At 66.7% G+C, this 16,825-nt stretch carries 16 protein-coding genes; 9 read left to right on the forward strand and 7 right to left on the reverse strand.

Annotated features, from left to right (window positions below; translation table 11 throughout):
• Positions 1-80: 80 nt before the first annotated feature.
• Positions 81-890 (reverse strand): 3-hydroxybutyrate dehydrogenase, encoded by an 810-nt coding sequence (locus AC2EBU_RS12880; protein ID WP_484610828.1) that lies wholly within the window; start codon positions 888-890, stop codon positions 81-83.
• A 63-nt stretch (positions 891-953) separates the two neighbouring features.
• Positions 954-2,507, reverse strand: coding sequence for a class I adenylate-forming enzyme family protein (locus AC2EBU_RS12885; RefSeq protein WP_484610829.1), 1,554 nt, complete (start codon positions 2,505-2,507; stop codon positions 954-956).
• A 42-nt stretch (positions 2,508-2,549) separates the two neighbouring features.
• On the opposite strand from AC2EBU_RS12885, the gene AC2EBU_RS12890 reads away from it, so the two are divergent.
• A complete protein-coding gene (locus AC2EBU_RS12890) occupies positions 2,550-3,107 on the forward strand; it encodes a response regulator transcription factor (protein ID WP_484610830.1) in 558 nt (185 codons plus the stop codon).
• 40 nt (positions 3,108-3,147) lie between these two features.
• Here the strand turns inward: AC2EBU_RS12890 and AC2EBU_RS12895 are convergent, their stop codons facing one another.
• On the reverse strand, positions 3,148-3,771 hold the full coding sequence (locus AC2EBU_RS12895; RefSeq protein ID WP_484610831.1) for a chalcone isomerase family protein: 624 nt from the start codon (positions 3,769-3,771) through the stop codon (positions 3,148-3,150).
• 107 nt (positions 3,772-3,878) lie between these two features.
• On the opposite strand from AC2EBU_RS12895, the gene AC2EBU_RS12900 reads away from it, so the two are divergent.
• Complete coding sequence (locus tag AC2EBU_RS12900) at positions 3,879-4,475, forward strand: thioredoxin fold domain-containing protein (protein ID WP_484610832.1); 597 nt, start codon at positions 3,879-3,881, stop codon at positions 4,473-4,475.
• A gap of 141 nt (positions 4,476-4,616) precedes the next feature.
• Here AC2EBU_RS12900 and AC2EBU_RS12905 read toward each other — a convergent pair whose 3' ends face one another.
• Complete coding sequence (locus AC2EBU_RS12905) at positions 4,617-4,748, reverse strand: hypothetical protein (protein ID WP_484610833.1); 132 nt, start codon at positions 4,746-4,748, stop codon at positions 4,617-4,619.
• Between the two features lie 208 nt (positions 4,749-4,956).
• On the opposite strand from AC2EBU_RS12905, the gene AC2EBU_RS12910 reads away from it, so the two are divergent.
• Positions 4,957-5,970, forward strand: a complete 1,014-nt coding sequence (locus AC2EBU_RS12910) for a M14 family zinc carboxypeptidase (RefSeq protein ID WP_484610834.1) — start codon at positions 4,957-4,959, stop codon at positions 5,968-5,970.
• 1 nt (position 5,971) lies between these two features.
• Positions 5,972-6,769 carry an alpha/beta fold hydrolase gene (locus AC2EBU_RS12915; protein ID WP_484610835.1) on the forward strand — a complete coding sequence of 266 codons (798 nt, stop codon included), beginning with the start codon at positions 5,972-5,974 and terminating at the stop codon, positions 6,767-6,769.
• On the opposite strand, the gene AC2EBU_RS12920 is transcribed toward AC2EBU_RS12915, so the two are convergent.
• Positions 6,755-8,245: an 8-oxoguanine deaminase gene (locus AC2EBU_RS12920; protein WP_484610836.1), complete on the reverse strand. Its 1,491-nt coding sequence runs from the start codon at positions 8,243-8,245 to the stop codon at positions 6,755-6,757. The two genes, AC2EBU_RS12915 and AC2EBU_RS12920, sit on opposite strands and share 15 nt — an antisense overlap.
• On the opposite strand from AC2EBU_RS12920, the gene AC2EBU_RS12925 reads away from it, so the two are divergent.
• From AC2EBU_RS12925 to AC2EBU_RS12935, 3 genes are all read left to right on the forward strand, one after another.
• The gene (locus AC2EBU_RS12925; RefSeq protein WP_484610837.1) at positions 8,244-9,068 is read left to right on the forward strand and encodes a hydroxypyruvate isomerase family protein; all 825 of its coding nucleotides are present in this window, start codon (positions 8,244-8,246) and stop codon (positions 9,066-9,068) included. The genes AC2EBU_RS12920 and AC2EBU_RS12925 overlap by 2 nt on opposite strands.
• Positions 9,065-10,375 (forward strand): glycerate kinase type-2 family protein, encoded by a 1,311-nt coding sequence (locus AC2EBU_RS12930; protein WP_484610838.1) that lies wholly within the window; start codon positions 9,065-9,067, stop codon positions 10,373-10,375. Before AC2EBU_RS12925 ends, AC2EBU_RS12930 begins: the two co-directional genes overlap by 4 nt.
• Before the next feature lie 269 nt (positions 10,376-10,644).
• A complete protein-coding gene (locus AC2EBU_RS12935; RefSeq protein ID WP_484610839.1) occupies positions 10,645-11,271 on the forward strand; it encodes a Crp/Fnr family transcriptional regulator in 627 nt (208 codons plus the stop codon).
• 87 nt (positions 11,272-11,358) lie between these two features.
• Here the strand turns inward: AC2EBU_RS12935 and AC2EBU_RS12940 are convergent, their stop codons facing one another.
• Positions 11,359-12,492 (reverse strand): NAD(P)/FAD-dependent oxidoreductase, encoded by a 1,134-nt coding sequence (locus AC2EBU_RS12940; protein ID WP_484610840.1) that lies wholly within the window; start codon positions 12,490-12,492, stop codon positions 11,359-11,361.
• A gap of 82 nt (positions 12,493-12,574) precedes the next feature.
• Between AC2EBU_RS12940 and AC2EBU_RS12945 the strand changes: the two genes are divergently transcribed.
• Both AC2EBU_RS12945 and AC2EBU_RS12950 read left to right on the forward strand, forming a co-directional pair.
• A complete protein-coding gene (locus AC2EBU_RS12945; protein ID WP_484610841.1) occupies positions 12,575-13,099 on the forward strand; it encodes a DsrE family protein in 525 nt (174 codons plus the stop codon).
• A 117-nt stretch (positions 13,100-13,216) separates the two neighbouring features.
• Positions 13,217-15,910, forward strand: coding sequence for a bifunctional acetate--CoA ligase family protein/GNAT family N-acetyltransferase (locus AC2EBU_RS12950; RefSeq protein ID WP_484610842.1), 2,694 nt, complete (start codon positions 13,217-13,219; stop codon positions 15,908-15,910).
• Here the strand turns inward: AC2EBU_RS12950 and AC2EBU_RS12955 are convergent.
• Positions 15,886-16,824, reverse strand: a complete 939-nt coding sequence (locus AC2EBU_RS12955; protein WP_484610843.1) for a ketopantoate reductase family protein — start codon at positions 16,822-16,824, stop codon at positions 15,886-15,888. The two genes, AC2EBU_RS12950 and AC2EBU_RS12955, sit on opposite strands and share 25 nt — an antisense overlap.
• Between the last annotated feature and the right edge of the window lies 1 nt (position 16,825).

The raw sequence follows: 16,825 nt of genomic DNA on the forward strand, positions 1-16,825 counted from the left end.
GTCTTTTCTCGCTATTAAAATAATATCTTACGGCCGTGTTGCGACTTGTCTTTGATCCAGGTCGCGGAGGTGTCCTGTTCTTACTGCGCGGTCCACCCGCCGTCGATGGGGATGGCCGCGCCGGTGAGGTTGTGCGCGGCCGGTTCGCACAGCCAGACCACGGTGCGGGCGATCTCCGAGGGCAGCGAGGTCCGCCCGCTGGGCTGCTTCTCGCGCAACAGGTCGCGGATGCCGGCTTCGCGGTCGCCGCCGAAGGCGTTGGCGCGGGCCACGATCTGCGGCTCGATGATGGCGGTTTCGGTCCAGCCGGGGCAGATGCAGTTGGCGGTGACGCCGCCCGTGCCCCGGTTGCCGGCAGCGGCGGCCTCCAGCGCGGTGACCCGCGTCAGGCCGACCAGGCCGAACTTGGCTGCCACGTAGGGCGCCTTGTTGACCGAGGCCACCAGGCCATGCACCGAGGCGATGTTGACGATGCGGCCGTAGCCGCGCTGCACCATGCCGGGCAGCGCGCGGCGGGTGGTGTCGAAAGCGGCCGAGAGGTTGACGGCCAGGATCGCGTCCCAGCGCGCTCGGGGCATCTCGGCCAGCGGCGCGGTGTGCTGGATGCCGGCGTTGTTGACCAGAATGTCCAGCGGCCCGTCGGCCAGCACGGCGTCCATCATCGCGTCCACGGCGGCGGGGTCCGCCAGGTTGTGGTCCAGGCTCTGCACCGCGCCGGAGCCGGCGGCGGCCACGGCGGCGCAGGCCTGCGCATGCACCGCCGCGTCGGGCAGGCCGTGCAGCAGCACGGTGGCGCCGGCGCGGGCCAGTTCGGTGGCCATGGCCAGGCCGATGCCCTGGACCGAGCCGGTGACGAGGGCGCGGCGGCCCTGAAGAAAGGTGTCGCTCATGGCGGGTGTCTCCTGTGATTGCGGGGTGACGGTTGACGCGATCGGGGCCGGCGTCACCGGTGTTCAGCCGGCGGGCGGCACGGATGCCGGCGCGCGCAGGCGCTCGCGCAGTGCGGTCTTGAGCACCTTGCCGTAGTTGTTCTTGGGCAGTTCCGGCACGATGTGCCAGGCCTTGGGCCGCTTGAAGCGGCCCATCTGCGCCAGGCAGTGCGCGTCCAGCGCGGCCACCGTCAGTGCCACGCCCGGCATCGGCACCACAAAGGCCACCACCACCTCGCCCCACTCCGGATCGGGCGCGCCGACCACGGCCACTTCGGCCACGCCGGGCGCGGTGAGCAGCACCTCCTCCACCTCGCGCGGGTAGATGTTGGAGCCGCCGCTGATGATCAGGTCCTTGCTGCGATCCTTGAGGGTGAGGAAGCCCTCGTCGTCCAGGCAACCCACGTCACCGGTGAACAGCCAGCCGTCGCGGATGGCGGCTGCGGTCGCCTCGGGGTTGCGCCAGTAGCCGGCCATCACGCTGTCGCCGCGCACCAGCACCTCGCCGACCTCGCCGGTGGGCAGCGGGTTGCCGCTTTCGTCGGCGATGCGCACCCGCACCGGCGTCTGCGCCACACCCACCGACGCCACCCGATCGCCGTGGCGGGGGTGGGCGGTGTCGGCCAGCACGGCACGCGACAGCGCCGTGCCCACCATCGGTGTCTCGCCCTGGCCGTAGATCTGCACGAAGCGTGGCCCCATCACGCGCAGCGCGCGCTCGATGTCGGCCCGGTACATCGGCGCCCCCCCGTAGACGATGGTCTTGAACGCGCGGGCGCAGTCGGCTGCCGTGATGCCGGCGGCCTCGGCGTGGTCCACCAGGCGCTTGACGATGGTGGGCGCCGCAAACGTGGACAGCGGCCCCAGCGCCCAGCCCAGTTCGAACAGTTCCGCCGGATCGACCCCGCCCGAGGCCGGCACCACATGCGCCGCGCCGGCCATCAGGTGCGGAATGGCGTAGATGCCGGCGCCGTGCGACATCGGCGCGCCGTAGACGATGTGGTCCTGCCGCGCCACCGGGTCGACGTCGACGAAGTAGGTCAGGCCCATGGTCATCAGGTTGCGGTGCGTGAGCATCACACCCTTGGGCCGGCCGGTGGTGCCGCTGGTGTAGAACAGCCAGGCCAGGTCGTCGGGGCCGCGTTCGGCCAGCGGCTGCAAGGCTTGGCCGGGTATCGGCTCGAACAGCGCATCGCAGGCGGCGGATTCGATGTCGATCTGCCGCGCCAGACCCGCCAGCGGCCCCGGGGCCACGTCGGCGGTGACGAAGGCCAGGCGGGCCTGCGCGTTGTCGACGATCCACTCCACCTCGCGCGGATGCAGTTTGGCGTTGACCGGCACCACCGCCGCGCCGGCCAGCCACAGGCCCCACAGCAGTTCGAGATAGCGCGGATGGTTGCGCAGGAACAGCACCACCCGGTCACCCGTGTCCAGGCCGTCGGCGCGCAGCCGCTGCGCCAGCGCCAGGCCGCGGCGCGCCCACTGGTCGTGGCTGGCCCAGGGCGTGGTGCCGAAAAAGAGGGCGGGTCGGTCCGGGTCGAGCCGGGCCTGGCGGAGCAGCAGATGAGCAAGGTTCATGGGCCGCACGATAGCCGGATGGCCCCGGCTTTGAAATACGGTATGAATACCGTATATTCACCGCCGACCATGCCGGATCAGGACGACTTTCTGCTGGCGCCCGCCGCGCTGTGCGTGACGCGCGAGCGACTCATCGCCCGTTGCAACGCCGCGTTTGGCGAGCTGTTCGGCTATGACACGACCGAACTGGTGGGGCAGTCGATCAGCGGGCTGTATCCGTCGCCGCAGGAGTTCGAGCGCACCGGCGAGCGCGGCTACCCGCGCATGCGGCGCGACGGCCGCTACGAGGACGAGCGCCTGATGCGGCGCCACGACGGCGAGCTGATCTGGTGCCGGGTGCGCGGCCACGCGGCCGACGCCACCGACCCCGCCCGGCACGCGGTGTGGTGTTTCGAGGCCCTGGGCCCGGTGCAGGCGCCGGCCGCGCGCCTGAGCCCGCGCGAGCGCGAGGTGGTGACCCAACTGGCCCACGGCCTGACCAGCAAGCAGATCGCCCGCGAGCTGGGCCTGAGCCCGCGCACGGTGGAAATGCACCGCGCCAGGCTGCTGCGCAAGCTGGGGGTGCGCAGCACCACGCAGCTGCTCGCGCATCTGGCCTGAGCGGGGGCGTGCACAACCGCACAGGCGTGGCCACCCCCGATCAGGACGGGGCCGGGGGCAAACCCAGCAGGCCGCGCCGCAAACGTTCGTCCGCAGGGTGGGCGCCGATGAACACTGCCAGGAGCGCGTCGTACAGGTCCTCGCCGGGAATCGGCGGACCTTGAAGTGCGCCGTTGATTCTCAGCTCGGTTCCCTGGCCTGGCAGATAGTCGAGCGAGACCGTGTCCGACTTTCGCCGGGAGCCGGCCTGCTCGAACCGATCGGTCAGCTGCTGCAGGCGGTCGGCCAATCGGTCCCGTACGGTTTGCGTGCTATTGCGGGAAACCCCGCGGGTGAGCGCCTGGGCCAGTTCTCGGGCAGCCACATTGCGCAGCAAGCGAATCTCCAGACGCTTCGGTCCGCTTTGGCCACTGGCTTCGGCATGGCTGGTGGCCGGTTGGGGCAGATATAGCGCCGCCGCATAACCGCGAATCACGGAAACGGCGCGCACCCCAAGGCCGTTGAGGCGCAGCGGCTGGCCTGCCAGCACGACCCTATCCTCGAAGGTTTGGCCTTCGAACTGGAGCGGCGCGGCCACACTGAGCGGATTTGCCACCGCGGCGAGGCTCAAGATCAGCACCCAGCGCGGGGCGCTTGACGGAAAACGGAACGAAATGGCACGCATGGGCTGATTAACGCACGGGCCGTGTGGGGCGCCGACCGGGGCGGGACGGGAACGCGCTACCATGCGCGCACTGATCAACCTGCGGGGCACCATTCCCCTTTCGAGTCATGAAACGTCGATCCCTGTTAGTTCTGTCCCTGGGTGGGGCGGCCGTTGCGCTGGCAGCTTGCGGCAAGAAGGAGAGCGAAGTCCCGGCCGTACCTGCACCGGCCAAGGTCACTCCGCGTGCACCAACCGTGGAAGCCCTGGCGGAGGTCCGGGGGTTCACCGTCGGAGCGTTGATGAGCGCGAACCCGGTCTACGTTTTTTTTGATCCGCAATGCCCACATTGCGCCAAATTGTGGGAAGCAGCCAAGCCTTTGCACAGCAAGGTCAAATTTGTCTGGGCCCCGGTGGCTTTGCTCAATGCCAGCAGCCTGCCACAGGGCGCGGCCATCCTGGGCGCCGCCGATCCTGTGGCCGCGATGAACGAACATGAGGGGTCGTTGCTGGCCAAGAAAGGTGGCATCTCGGCCCCCGGCACACCACCGGCCGACCTTGCGCAGGCCATCAAGACGAACACGGGTCTGATGGAGGCCTTCGGGGCGACCGGCGTGCCCTTCACCGTCGCCCGCAACCTGCGTACCGGCCAGATGGCCAAAGGGGACGGTTCGATGTCGACCGCCGACCTGGCCAAGCTGATAGGGGTTGACGGGCCGCAATAGCCCGAGCCACCAGCCGCACAGGTCAGGTGCCGGGGCGGTAGTTGAGGGGACGGATCATGAGAGCGGCAAGCCCGTTTTGGCTATGGGAGGGGGAATGGACAAGCCGGCGGACGCTGCCCGCCGAAGCGAGTGCCGGCGGGCCTAGCGACCGAGGTGCTGTGGCGGGCGTGGCGACAGCAGACGCGCGCGCTGAAGCGCAATGAATTCGCGGATGCCCCACACCATGCAGGCGGGCAGCGCAAGCAGCCGGAAGAAGGGAAAGGTTCGGTTCATACAGACTCTGGACGTGGTCCCGGGGGGGGCTTGGCCGAGTCCAGCGTAGCGGGTCGATATGACAGGCGTGTGAATGCACATGGTCGACCCGGCAGGCTCAACGGACATTGCGGTCGCAGGCATCGCCAGGCGCTATGCTGGGCGGTGAAACCCGGCGCGAATCGGCCTTCGCCTGGGCGGGAGGCGGCTGGATGCCGAATGCTTGCGAATGAGTTCATTGCGGTTGCCAGAGTTGCTGGCGCTCGAACGCCTGATCGAACTGGGTGGCGCCCATCTGCAGGCGCGGGATGCTTGTCGTATCGAACTCCGGGAGGGAGAAACCTTGCCGGTGCGGGTCGTGACTCTGGGCAATCCCGACCCTCAGGTTCCGGCAGTCGGCTATTTCGGGGGCGTTCACGGTCTGGAGCGGATCGGCGCCAGCGTCGTGATCGCCCACCTGCAGAACCTGGTGATGCGTCTTTCCTGGGACAGCACACTGCACCGGCAACTCGAAACCGTTCGCTTGGTCTTCATGCCGCTGGTCAACCCCGGCGGCATGGTTCTGGGCACCCGGGCGAATCCGAGGGGTGTCGACCTCATGCGCAACGCGCCGGTGGATGCGGACGAACCGGTTCCGTTCCTGGTGGGTGGGCAGCGTACCAGTCCGGGGCTTCCCTGGTACCGAGGCCGGGCGGGTGAACCCCTGCAGGCTGAAAGCGCGGCCCTGTGTGCGGTGGTGGCGGAACAGTTGCTGACGAGGTCTTTCAGCCTGGCGGTGGACTGCCATTCCGGGTTCGGGGCCCGGGACCGGGTATGGTTTCCCTACGCCGGCACGCGGACACCGATCGCGCACCTTGCTGAGTTGCATGCGCTGATGAAGGTGTTCGAGCAGTCCCATGCCCATCACCGCTACCTGATCGAGCCCCAGAGCCAACAGTACCTGGCACATGGTGATCTCTGGGACCATCTGTATCGGCAGTCCCTGGCGCAGGGCCACGGCCTGTTTCTGCCGCTGACGCTCGAAATGGGCAGCTGGTTGTGGATTCGCAAGAATCCCCGGCAGCTGTTCTCGCGGCACGGCCTGTTCAATCCGCTGATCGAACACCGCCAGCAGCGTGTCCTGCGCCAGCATCTGACCCTGCTGGATTTTTTCGCCCGGGCCGCATGCAGTCATCCGCTGTGGCTGCCGCGGGGCGAATCGCGCGCCGCGCACCACGCGCAGGCATTGCAGGACTGGTACTGACATGATGCGGCCACCGATCACCACCGCCGCTGGACGGACCTGGGTGCTCTTGCGGGGACTGACGCGCGACAGCCGCCACTGGGGGCGTTTTGTCGGCGAACTGCAGGCCGCTTTTCCGCAGGACCGAATCGTCGCGCTGGATTTCGCTGGCAATGGCGCGCGGTACGCCGAGCGCAGCGCCATCCGGGTGGCGGACATGGTCGAGCAGGCGCGGGCCGGACTGAGTCACAAAGGCGTCCGGCAACCGGTGTACCTGCTGGCGCTGTCGCTGGGCGCGATGGTCGCCGTGGAGTGGGCCAGTCGCCATCGGGAAGAGGTGGCGGCGATGGTGCTGCTCAATACCAGTCTGCGTCCCTACAGCACGTTCTTCCAGCGTTTGCGGCCCGCCAGCTACGGCCCCATCCTGGCCCGGATGGCGTTGCCCGCCACGCCGCTGGACTGGGAGCAGACCATCCTTCGGCTGACCAGCAATCGTCCCGATAGGGCCATCTTGCCCCAATGGGCCGCCTGGCGGGCCGCCTGCCCGGTTCGTCGTTCGAACGCACTGCGGCAGCTATTGGCGGCGGCACGCTACCGGGCACCGCCGGGCCCGCTGCCCGTGCCGACCTTGGTGCTGGCGAGCGCTCGGGACCGCCTGGTCTCGGCCGAATGTTCCCGGACCCTCGCCCGTCACGGTCGCGCCGACTGTGTGCTGCACGACTGGGCCGGGCACGACCTGCCACTGGATGACGGACCCTGGGTCGTACGCCAGACGGCCCGCTGGCTCGCGGAAAAGGCCGGTTCGTCAGAAGCCATCTGACTGCGCCAGCGTCACGGCCAGGCGGTTGTGGCGCTCGATCAGCGGGCCCAGATCCACGGTGGTGAGCCGACCCTCGCGCACCACCACCCGCCCGTTCACCACCGTCCAGGCGGCTTGCGGGCTGGCGCACAGCAGCAGCGCACCCACCGGGTCGTGCACCGCGCCGCCGGCAAAGGCCAGCGTGCGCAGGTCGAACAGCGCCAGGTCGGCGCACATCCCCGGCGCCAGGTGGCCGATGTCGCGCCGGCCCAGCACCTGCGCCCCGCCGCGGGTGGCCAGCGCCAGCGCGTCACGGGCGGTCATCTCGGCCGGGCCCAGGTCACAGCCGAAGAAGGTCTGACGCCGGCCATCCGCCGCGGTGCGGGTTTCCGGCGGCGCCAGCGCGCGTCCCACGCGGGCCAGCAGCAGGGCCTGCCGCGCCTCGTTGACCATGTGGGCGGCGTCGTTGCTGGCGCTGCCGTCCACCCCCAGGCCCACCGGCACGCCGGCATCGAGCAGGCGGCGCACCGGTGCGATGCCGCTGGCCAGGCGCATGTTGCTGCAGGGGCAGTGCGCCACGCCGGTGCGGGTGGCGGCAAACAGGCTGATGCCGGCGTCGTCGAGCTTGACGCAGTGGGCGTGCCAGACGTCCTCGCCCAGCCAGCCCAGGTCCTGCGCGTATTCCGCGGGGGTGCAATTGAAGCGCTCGCGGCTGTAGGCCAGGTCGTGGTCGTTTTCCGCCAGATGGGTGTGCAGCCGCACGCCATGGGCCCGCGCCAGCGCCGCCGACTCGCGCATCAGGTCGCGGCTGACCGAAAACGGCGAACACGGCGCCACCGCCACCTGCACCATGGCGCCGTGGCCCGCGTCGTGGTACGTCTCGATCAGCCGCTGGGTGTCCTTCAGGATGAAGGCTTCGTCCTCGACCACCCGGTCCGGCGGCAGGCCGCCCTGGCTCTGGCCCACACTCATGCTTCCGCGGGTGGCGACAAAACGCATGCCGATGGCGCGCGCGGCCTCGATGCTGTCGTCCAGGCGGACGCCGTTGGGGTAGATGTACAGGTGGTCGCTGCTGGTGGTGCAGCCCGACAGCAGCAGCTCGGCCATCGCCACCTGGGTGCTCACCTGCACCATCTCGGGCGTCAGCCCGGCCCAGATCGGGTAGAGGCCGCGCAGCCAGGCAAACAGCTCGGCGTCCTGCACACCGGGGATGGCGCGGGTCAGGCTCTGGAACATGTGGTGGTGGGTGTTCACCAAGCCAGGCAGCACCAGGTGGCCGCGGGCGTCGATCACCTCGGCGGCGCTTTGGCGCAGCGCGGGCGGCAACTCGGTTGCCGCGCCGAGCCATTCGATGCGATTGTGGCGAACGAATATTGAGGCGTTTCGCAGCTCCCGCCCTTTGGACGGTTCGGGGTGGTCGAACGTGGCGATGCAATCAGCGTTGTGGATCAGCAGGGTGGACATGGCGAATGGAGGCTGCGCCACAATGTGCGGCATGTTCGCATTCTCAGCCAACCTCAGTACTTTGTTTGCCGATCGGCCGTTTCCTGAACGTTTTGCAGCTGCGCGGGTGGCGGGCTTCGAGGCCGTCGAGTGCCAGTTCCCCTACGACTGGGAGGCCGATCAGCTGGCGGCGCAGTTGCGGGCGCAGGGGCAAAAGATGGTGCTGCACAACCTGCCGGCCGGCAATTGGGCCGCAGGCGAGCGCGGTATTGCCTGCCATCCGGACCGGCTCGATGAATTTCGCGCCGGTGTCGAGTGCGCGATTCGGTATGCCAGGACGCTGGGAGTAACTCAGCTGAACTGCCTGGCTGGCGTTCTGCCCGACGGGATCGATCCGCGCGAAGCCGAGGAAACGCTGTGTGCCAACCTGTGCCACGCGGCACGGACGCTTTCTGCGCACGGACTGCGTTTGCTGGTGGAGCCGATCAACCCGATTGACGTACCCCGCTTTTTTCTGGATCGGCCCTCGCGTGCGTTCGCCCTTGTTGCCGAACTGCGTGAACGGCACGGACTGGACAATCTGCTGGTGCAGTTTGACATCTACCATGCTCAGCGAACCGAAGGTGAGCTGGCCGCAACCCTGCAGCGGTGGCTTCCACTGATCGGCCATGTGCAGGTGGCTGACAATCCGGGCCGTGCGGAGCCCGGAAGCGGGGAGATCCGGTTCCCTTTCCTTTTCGACTGGCTCGAGCGCATCGGCTACCAGGGCTATGTCGGATGTGAGTACTTTCCGGCCGACAAGGGTGACCGGGGTACCGAAGCCGGGCTTGCCTGGCTGGCCGGACATGGGCGCACAGCTGGCGGACGGCATTCATGACCAGATCGCCGCGGGAGCTGTTGCGACACCTGTTTGACATTGCGGTGGCGCGTGCTCTGCCGCTGCACATCTCGGCCGGCCATCTGCCTGCGCCGCCCACAGGCCGCACCTTGGTCCTGGGCGCCGGAAAGGCCGCTGCCGCCATGGCGCAAGCGGTCGAGACTTATTGGCCGCCGAGGGCTCCGCTCTCCGGACTGGTCGTGACCCGGTATGGGCACACCCCAGCACGGCCCGATGGCATCGCCCAGCGTATCGAGGTGGTGGAGGCGGCGCATCCGGTTCCCGATGCGGCGGGACTGGACGCTGCGCGGCGCATTCTGTCGCTGACAAACGGTCTCACCGAGGACGATCTGGTGCTGTGTCTGATCTCGGGCGGCGGGTCTGCACTGCTGACGCTGCCGTGTGACGGTCTGAGCCTCGCCGACAAGCAACGGATCAACCGCCAGTTGCTCGAATGCGGAGCTCACATCGGCGAAATGAATACCGTGCGCAAGCACCTCTCGCGCATCAAGGGCGGGCGTCTGGCCGCAGCCTGCGCACCCGCCCGGGTCCTGACCTTGACCATCAGCGACGTGCCGGGGGATGACGTGAGTGTGATTGCCAGCGGGCCGACGGTGGCTGACGCAACAAGCTGCGCCCAGGCGCTGGCTGTTTTGCGGCGATACCGCATCGACGTACCGCCGGCCGTGCTGGCGCAACTGGAAACCGGTGCGCTTGAAACGCCCAAGCCGGGGGATCCCCGCCTCGCGCGCTGCGAGACCCGCCTGATGGCGACACCACAGCACAGTCTGGCCGCCGCCGCCGACGCCGCGCGCGCGATGGGTCTGCACGCCTACATCCTCAGTGACGAGATCGAAGGCGAGTCGCGCGAGGTGGGGAGGGTCCATGCGGCGCTGGCGCGGTCGACTGTGCTCGGGCGCAGCAGTTTCAAGGCGCCCTGCGTCATCCTCAGCGGTGGCGAGACCACCGTGACCCTGAGCGCGAGTGTGCAGGGGCGGCCCAAGGGCCGGGGCGGACGCGCCGGCGAGTTCTGCATGGGCCTCGCACAGGCCTTGAACGGTCATCCCGACGTCTGGGCACTGGCGGCCGACACCGACGGCATAGACGGCGTGGAAGACAACGCTGGTGCGTTGGTCACACCGGATACCCTGACACGGGCGCAAGCGCGGGGACTTCAGCTTGCCGATTACCTGGACCGTCATGACGCCTACGGTTTCTTCGGCAGTCTGGAGGATCTGGTCATCACCGGGCCGACTTTTACCAACGTCAACGACTTCCGGGCGATTTTCGTTGGGAGATCGCGCTGAATTTACGTCGATTTAGCTATAATAAGTATAGCAACAAGCGACCTTTTTATGATGGGTACAGCTCGAAAACGTAAAGAATTGCGGTAAATGCCATGCTCGGGGCATGCGGGGAAGTCGGCGGGGCGGGCGGCGGTGTGCCACACGGGCTGCACCCAGGCCTGACGGGCTTTCGCCCGTCCAACCCGGGGCGCGGCCGCTCCGATTCGACCTTGCGCTCGGTTGACGTGGGTCAAAGCCGGTGCTCCGGTTGCGCGGCACAGTGCGCAAATATGTTGACCTCTCCGACCTTCGATTCCTCTGTTGGCTTGCAAACGCTGCCGGCCGGGTCGCCCTTGCTCCGTCGGGGGGTGACCTTGGACGAAGTCCTTCATGTCGAAGCCGGACGGGTGGCTTTGGGCCTGACCGAGGGCGACGAACTGGTTCACCAGCTGGGTGTGGTGCAGGGGCCGTTCTGGCTGGAGGCCACGGCGGCGGTGCTGGGGCTGCCCAGTGCCGTCGATGCGCGGGCCGAAAGCGCCGTGACGGTTCGCCGCGTTCCGCTGCGGGTCTTTGAAGCCCATCTCAGTGCCATGCCGGCGCCCGCGCGGGCTGTGTTGCTGGATGTTGCGCGCGCACATCGCCAGCAGACCGAGCTGGCCGTCAGCCGATTGGCCAAAGACGCCGAAGCGCGCTGCGCCGAATGGCTTTTGCGCCATGCCGAGCCGGTCGGTGAGCCTGGTTCGATGGCGGTTTTGCTGCGTGAGCGCAAGCGCATCATCGCAGCCCAGCTGGGTATTGCGCCCGAGACTTTCTCGCGTGTCTTGCGCCACCTTCGGGAGCAAAGCCTGATCAGTGGCTCCGGTCGGGTCGTCAACCTGGTCGACCCCAACGGGTTGCGGTCTCTGGCCGGAGTTTGAGCCACCGCTGGTTTCGCCCGGCGAAAATTTTTTCCCAGGCAATTCGGTGCGCTAACTCCCCCATTCGTCTGCCTGGGTCCGGGGCACTCAGGTCGGGTGAAAACGGGCCGGCGAAAATGCGTCTGGGCTGACGCCGGACCGGATGAGTACGCTGCTCAACGGCGTTCCGCGAATCAGGCAGGCCGCCAGATCGCTGGCCCCTGGGGCACTCTGAATGCCATAGCCCCCTTGACCTGCCAGCCAGAAGAAGCCTTCACATTGCGGATCGAACCCTATGACCATTTCGCCGTCCGGGGCGAAGGTGCGCAGGCCTGCCCACGTGCTGGTTGGCCGACGTATCGTCAGGCGGGTCGCTTCTTCGATCCGGTAAATCGCGGTGGCAATGTCCATCTCCTCGGGGGCCACATCGTGGGGCGTTGTCGGGTCGGCGTTCGCCGGCGAACCCAGCAGACGACCATGACCCGGCTTGATATACCAGCCTTCATCCATCGCGATCAGGGCAGGCCAGCGCGACGGCTCATCATCTGCCCCAGCCTCGAAGGTGAACGCGCTGCGTCGTCGCGGCTCCACGCCGACAGGTCGGGCACCACAAAGGCGGGCGGTTTCGTCAGCCCACGCACCGGTGGCGTTGACAAGCAGTGGTGTGTCGATGCCCGAACCGTCGGCCAGCCGCAGGCGCCAGTTCCCGTTTGCCCGTGCCACCGATTCAATGCGGATGTCGGTGCGAACCTGGGCGCCGAGCCGCCGTGCGCCGCGCAGATAGCCCTGATGCAGCGCGTCAACATCCATATCCTGCGCACCCGGCTCCAGCAGGCCGCCAATCAACCTGTCTCGGCGCAGGCAGGGTGCAAGCTCCCATGCGGCCGCCGCGTCCAGCACCACCAGGTCGGGGCAGACTGCCGAGAGCTCGGCCAGAGAGTTCTTCAGCAGGATCTCCTGCCCCTGAAACGCCAGGTGCAGCGCGCCGCGCGGCGCCAGCAGGGGAACCTCGGCGAAGCCGTCGGGCGGCGAGCACAGGAATCCCCGACTGGCTCGCGTCAGCGCGCGCACGCCGGCGGGACCGTACGATTCGAGGTACAGGGCCGCCGAGCGGCCGGTCGTGTGATAGCCGCATTGGGTCTCTCGTTCCAGGATTGCCACGCGATGGAACCCTGCCAGCTGCCAGGCCAGCGAGGCGCCAGCGATCCCGCCGCCGAGAATGACGCAGTCGAATTCGGACATGTGGGCATTTTCCCACGGGTCTACACTGCGGTCGGAGCGTGTGGCTGCGGCCATCGCATCCAGAAATGCAAGGAGCAAAACTGTGATTTCCACGATGAGCAGGCGAGCGGCGTTTGCGTTGGCCGCCGGTCTGGCGATGGGCGCAGGTGGCACCGCAGCCCAGGGTCGTCGCGTCCAGACTCCTTATGCCAGGCCCAAGGTGTTGTTTGATGTCTATCTCGACCACCCCGCCAAAATGGGCGCCGCCTTGTTCTGGCTACGGGCTTTCGTGAACCCGCTGACAGAGGCGCCCTACAGCTTTTTCCCGGAAGACATGAGTGTTGTGGTGCTGCTGCATGGTACGGAAATCGTCACCGTGGCGCGCAAGAATGAAGATCGCTACCAGGAGGTCGTTCAGCGCATGCGAGCTTATGTTGAACAGGGCGTTCGCTTTCGTGTTTGTGGCCTCGCCTTGTCGGACTACGGCTATCAGGATGCCGACATGCAGTCCTTCATCGAGATTGCGCCGTCGGCAATGACCGAATTGGTGCATTGGCAGAACCAAGGCTATGCGCTGATTGTTCCGCAGGTGACCGACAAACGTGTCGCGATCGAGGACATCCGATGACGATCCGTCATTACCTCGCTTAGTGGGGTGACCCCAGAAAAGTACACCACACAGACCTCCATTCGGGATGTTTCCCGGTAACCTAGGGTTCGTCCCTGTGTTTGTGGAGTGACTGTTGTGAGTATTCGAAATCTGGACTCGCTGCTCGATCCGTCCTCGGTGGTGGTGATTGGTGCATCGCCCCGTTTGGCAAGTGTCGGCGCCACGGTCTGGCGCAACATGCTGACGGCCGGTTTCAAAGGGCCGGTGATGGCGGTGAATCCTAAGTACCGGGAGCTGGACGGACAGCGCTGTTACGCCCGGGTAGATGAACTTCCCCAAGCGCCTGAACTGGCCGTTATCTGTACGCCGGCTCCGACCGTTGCCGCTCTGGTGCACGAGCTTGGATCCCGCGGTACCAAGGCGGCGGTGGTCTTGACCGCCGGTCTGACGGCCTCGGACAAGCAGGCGGTTCGTGACGCCGCCCGTCCGTATCTGCTGCGCTTGCTGGGTCCCAACTGTATCGGGCTGATCGCACCCCATGCGGGACTCAACGCGAGTTTCTCGCATGTCGGCGCCGATCGCGGCGATCTCGCTTTTGTCTCACAGTCGGGCGCCTTGGTGACTGCCATGCTGGATTGGGCCCGGGCGCAGCGAATCGGGTTTTCGCAGGTGGTTTCGTTGGGTGAACATATCGATGTCGACTTCGGGGACATGCTGGACTTCCTGGCCACCGATTGCCGGACGCGGGCGGTGCTTTTGTATGTCGAGTCCATCGAATCGCCCCGCAAATTCATGTCGGCCGCGCGGGCGGCAGCCCGCAACAAGCCGGTCATTGTGGTCAAGAGCGGACGATCAGAGCGGGGTCAAAGGGCTGCCGCGTCTCACACGGGCGCTCTGGCAGGAGCGGACAGTGTCTATGACGCGGCAATTTCCCGGGCCGGCATGTTGCGCGTGGATACCCTGCAGGACCTGTTCCTGGCGGCCGAGACACTGACCCGGTTTCGAGCCAACCGCAGCGAGCGGCTGACCATTCTGACAAACGGGGGCGGTGCCGGTGTCATGGCGGCCGACGCGGCGGCCCGATCGGATGTTCCGCTGGCGGAGTTGTCAGCAGAAACCGTGTCGCGGCTTGACGCTGTTTTGCCTGGCAACTGGTCACAGAGCAACCCGGTCGACATCATCGGTGATGCGCCGGTGGACCGGTATTTGCGGGCATTCGAAGTGCTTGCCGACGATCCGCAGGCCGGCGCCGTTCTTTTCATTCACGCACCGACGGCGATTGTTCCGAGTGCCGACATTGCTCGCGCGGTTGCTGTCATGCCCAAACCGCTGACAGGACGTCTGTTCAGCTCCTGGCTGGGTGGTCAGGGTGTCGCCGAGGCCCGCGACGTTTTCTCCCAGGCCGGTATTGCCGGCTTTGCGACCCCGGAAGACGCGGTCAAGGCGTTTGGCATGCTGCGGGCCTATCACCGCAACCAGGAGGAACTGATTGAGGCGCCTCCTGCGGACGCTTCGCCGCTGGGGGCCGCAGCAGCCAGCATGGACATCAAGGCAGCGCGTCAGGTCATCCGCGATGTTCTGGATCAGGGGCGCGAACTGCTGACCGAGCCGGAGGCGAAAGCCGTTCTTCAGGCCTGTGGTGTGCCGGTCGCGTCTACTCGCACGGTTGCTGCCGATCCGCAGATGGCGGCATCCGTCGCCGACGAAATCGGATATCCCGTGGTTCTGAAAATTCTTTCGCCGGAGATCTCGCACAAATCGGACGTGGGTGGAGTCGTACTGGGACTTGACCACAGGGATGCCGTGGTCGAGGCGGCGCGGTCCATGCTGGAGCGGGTTGCCCGCTTGCGTCCGGATGCTCGGCGCGTTGGCCTCACGGTTCAGCGTCAGGTTCGGCGTCGCCACGGACAAGAGCTGATCATTGGCTCTGCGGTGGACCCGGTCTTCGGCCCGGTCATCCTTTTCGGGCAAGGGGGAACCGCGGTCGAACTGGTTGCTGATCGTGCGATTGCCCTTCCGCCGCTCAACGAACCACTGGCCCGCTCGCTGGTTGCACGGACGCGGGTTTCGCGCCTGCTGCGTGGATGGCGTGACGTGCCGCCTGCTGACCTCGAATCGGTACACCGGACCCTGATTCAGGTGTCGCAGATGCTGGCTGATTTGCCCGAACTGGCCGAAATCGACATCAATCCGCTGATTGCGAGCCCGGAGGGCGTGGTCGCCCTGGACGCGCGAATTCGTGTGACTGCACAAAACGCGGGCGGGGCGGCCCGGTTTGCCATTCGTCCCTATCCCGCTGAACTCGTCGAAACCGTCGTCTGGAAAGGCCGAGAGCTTGTGTTGCGGCCAATTCGCCCGGATGACGAACTGCGCCATATCGAGTTTCTGACGCATCTTGACCCGGAAGACATCCGCTTGCGGATTTTCTACACCCGCAGAACCATGGAGCGCAGCGAACTGGCGCGGCTGACCCAGATCGACTACACCCGCGAGATGGCCTTCATTGCGGTTGCGGCCGGGCCTGATGGACTCTTGCAGACCCTGGGGGTCGCCCGGGCAATGACGGATCCGGACAATATCAGTGCCGAATTCGGTGTCATCGTTCGTTCGGAGCTCAAAGGGGGGGGATTAGGCCGCATTCTGATGGACAAACTGATCCGTTATCTGCGGGCGAACGGGACACGGCGACTGGAAGCGGTCGTCTTGCAGGAGAACACCCGCATGCTGGAGATGGCGCGGCGACTCGGCCTGCGCGATGCTCCGGAACAGCCCGAGTTTGATACCCGGGCCCTGGTCATGGACCTTCAGGACGAGGCTGCGTTGGCCTGACCGGTCTGCCAGGTTTCGGCCAGGCGGGTGGTGACCCAAAGCGCGGTGTTCGCCGGGGTCGCAATGCCCAGCGCCTTCCCCCTGCGGGCGATGTGGCCGTTGAGGTAGTCGATTTCGCTGGGCCTTCCGCGCATGAGATCCTGCGCAGTCGACGAGTGCTGTCGGGGCATCGTTTCGGCAATGCGGCGCACCGCCAGCCTGATATCCCCGGGTATGGCGACACCGTCTGCCGCCGCCACGGCCTCACATTCGGCCACGACGGCCTCCATGACGTCCTCGACGCCAGGCTGGCGAATCAGGTCACCATAGGCCATGTGTCCGGCCGCTGACAAGGCGTTGTAGGCGCAATTGAGGATCAGCTTCGCCCACAACGCGCCGCGGACGTTTTCGTCCATGATGGCCGCAATGCCGGCGGCGCGGAATGCCTGACCGACGCGCTCGGGCATGGCTGCGCGCTCGATGACCAATTCCCCACGGCCGTGATGCCGCACGTGGCCAGGGCCAGCCATCTCCGACGCGACATAGACCACAGCGGACGAGACTTTGAAACCGGGTAAGACCGCACGCAGTCGCTCAGCGTTGTCAACCCCGTTCTGAAGGCAGATGATCACGGTGCCCGGTGCAAGATGAGGGTGCATTTGCTGGCCGGCGCGCTCGGTGTCCGGGGACTTCACGGCGAGCAGAATCAGTTCGGCGTCGAGAACCCCAACGGGTTCCGTGGTCGCCTGGACCGCCACTTTGATATCGAAGTCCCGCGACTGAAGTCGAAGGCCTTGCGCATTTATCGCTTGGACGTGTTCGGGGCGTCCGATCACGGTGACCTGATGGCCGGCCCTGGCCAACAACGCGCCGTAATAACAGCCGACCGCGCCTGCGCCATAGACGGCAACGTTCAGTGGCCGGTCCGTGGGCATG

Source organism: Curvibacter sp. T50 (assembly GCF_057219955.1).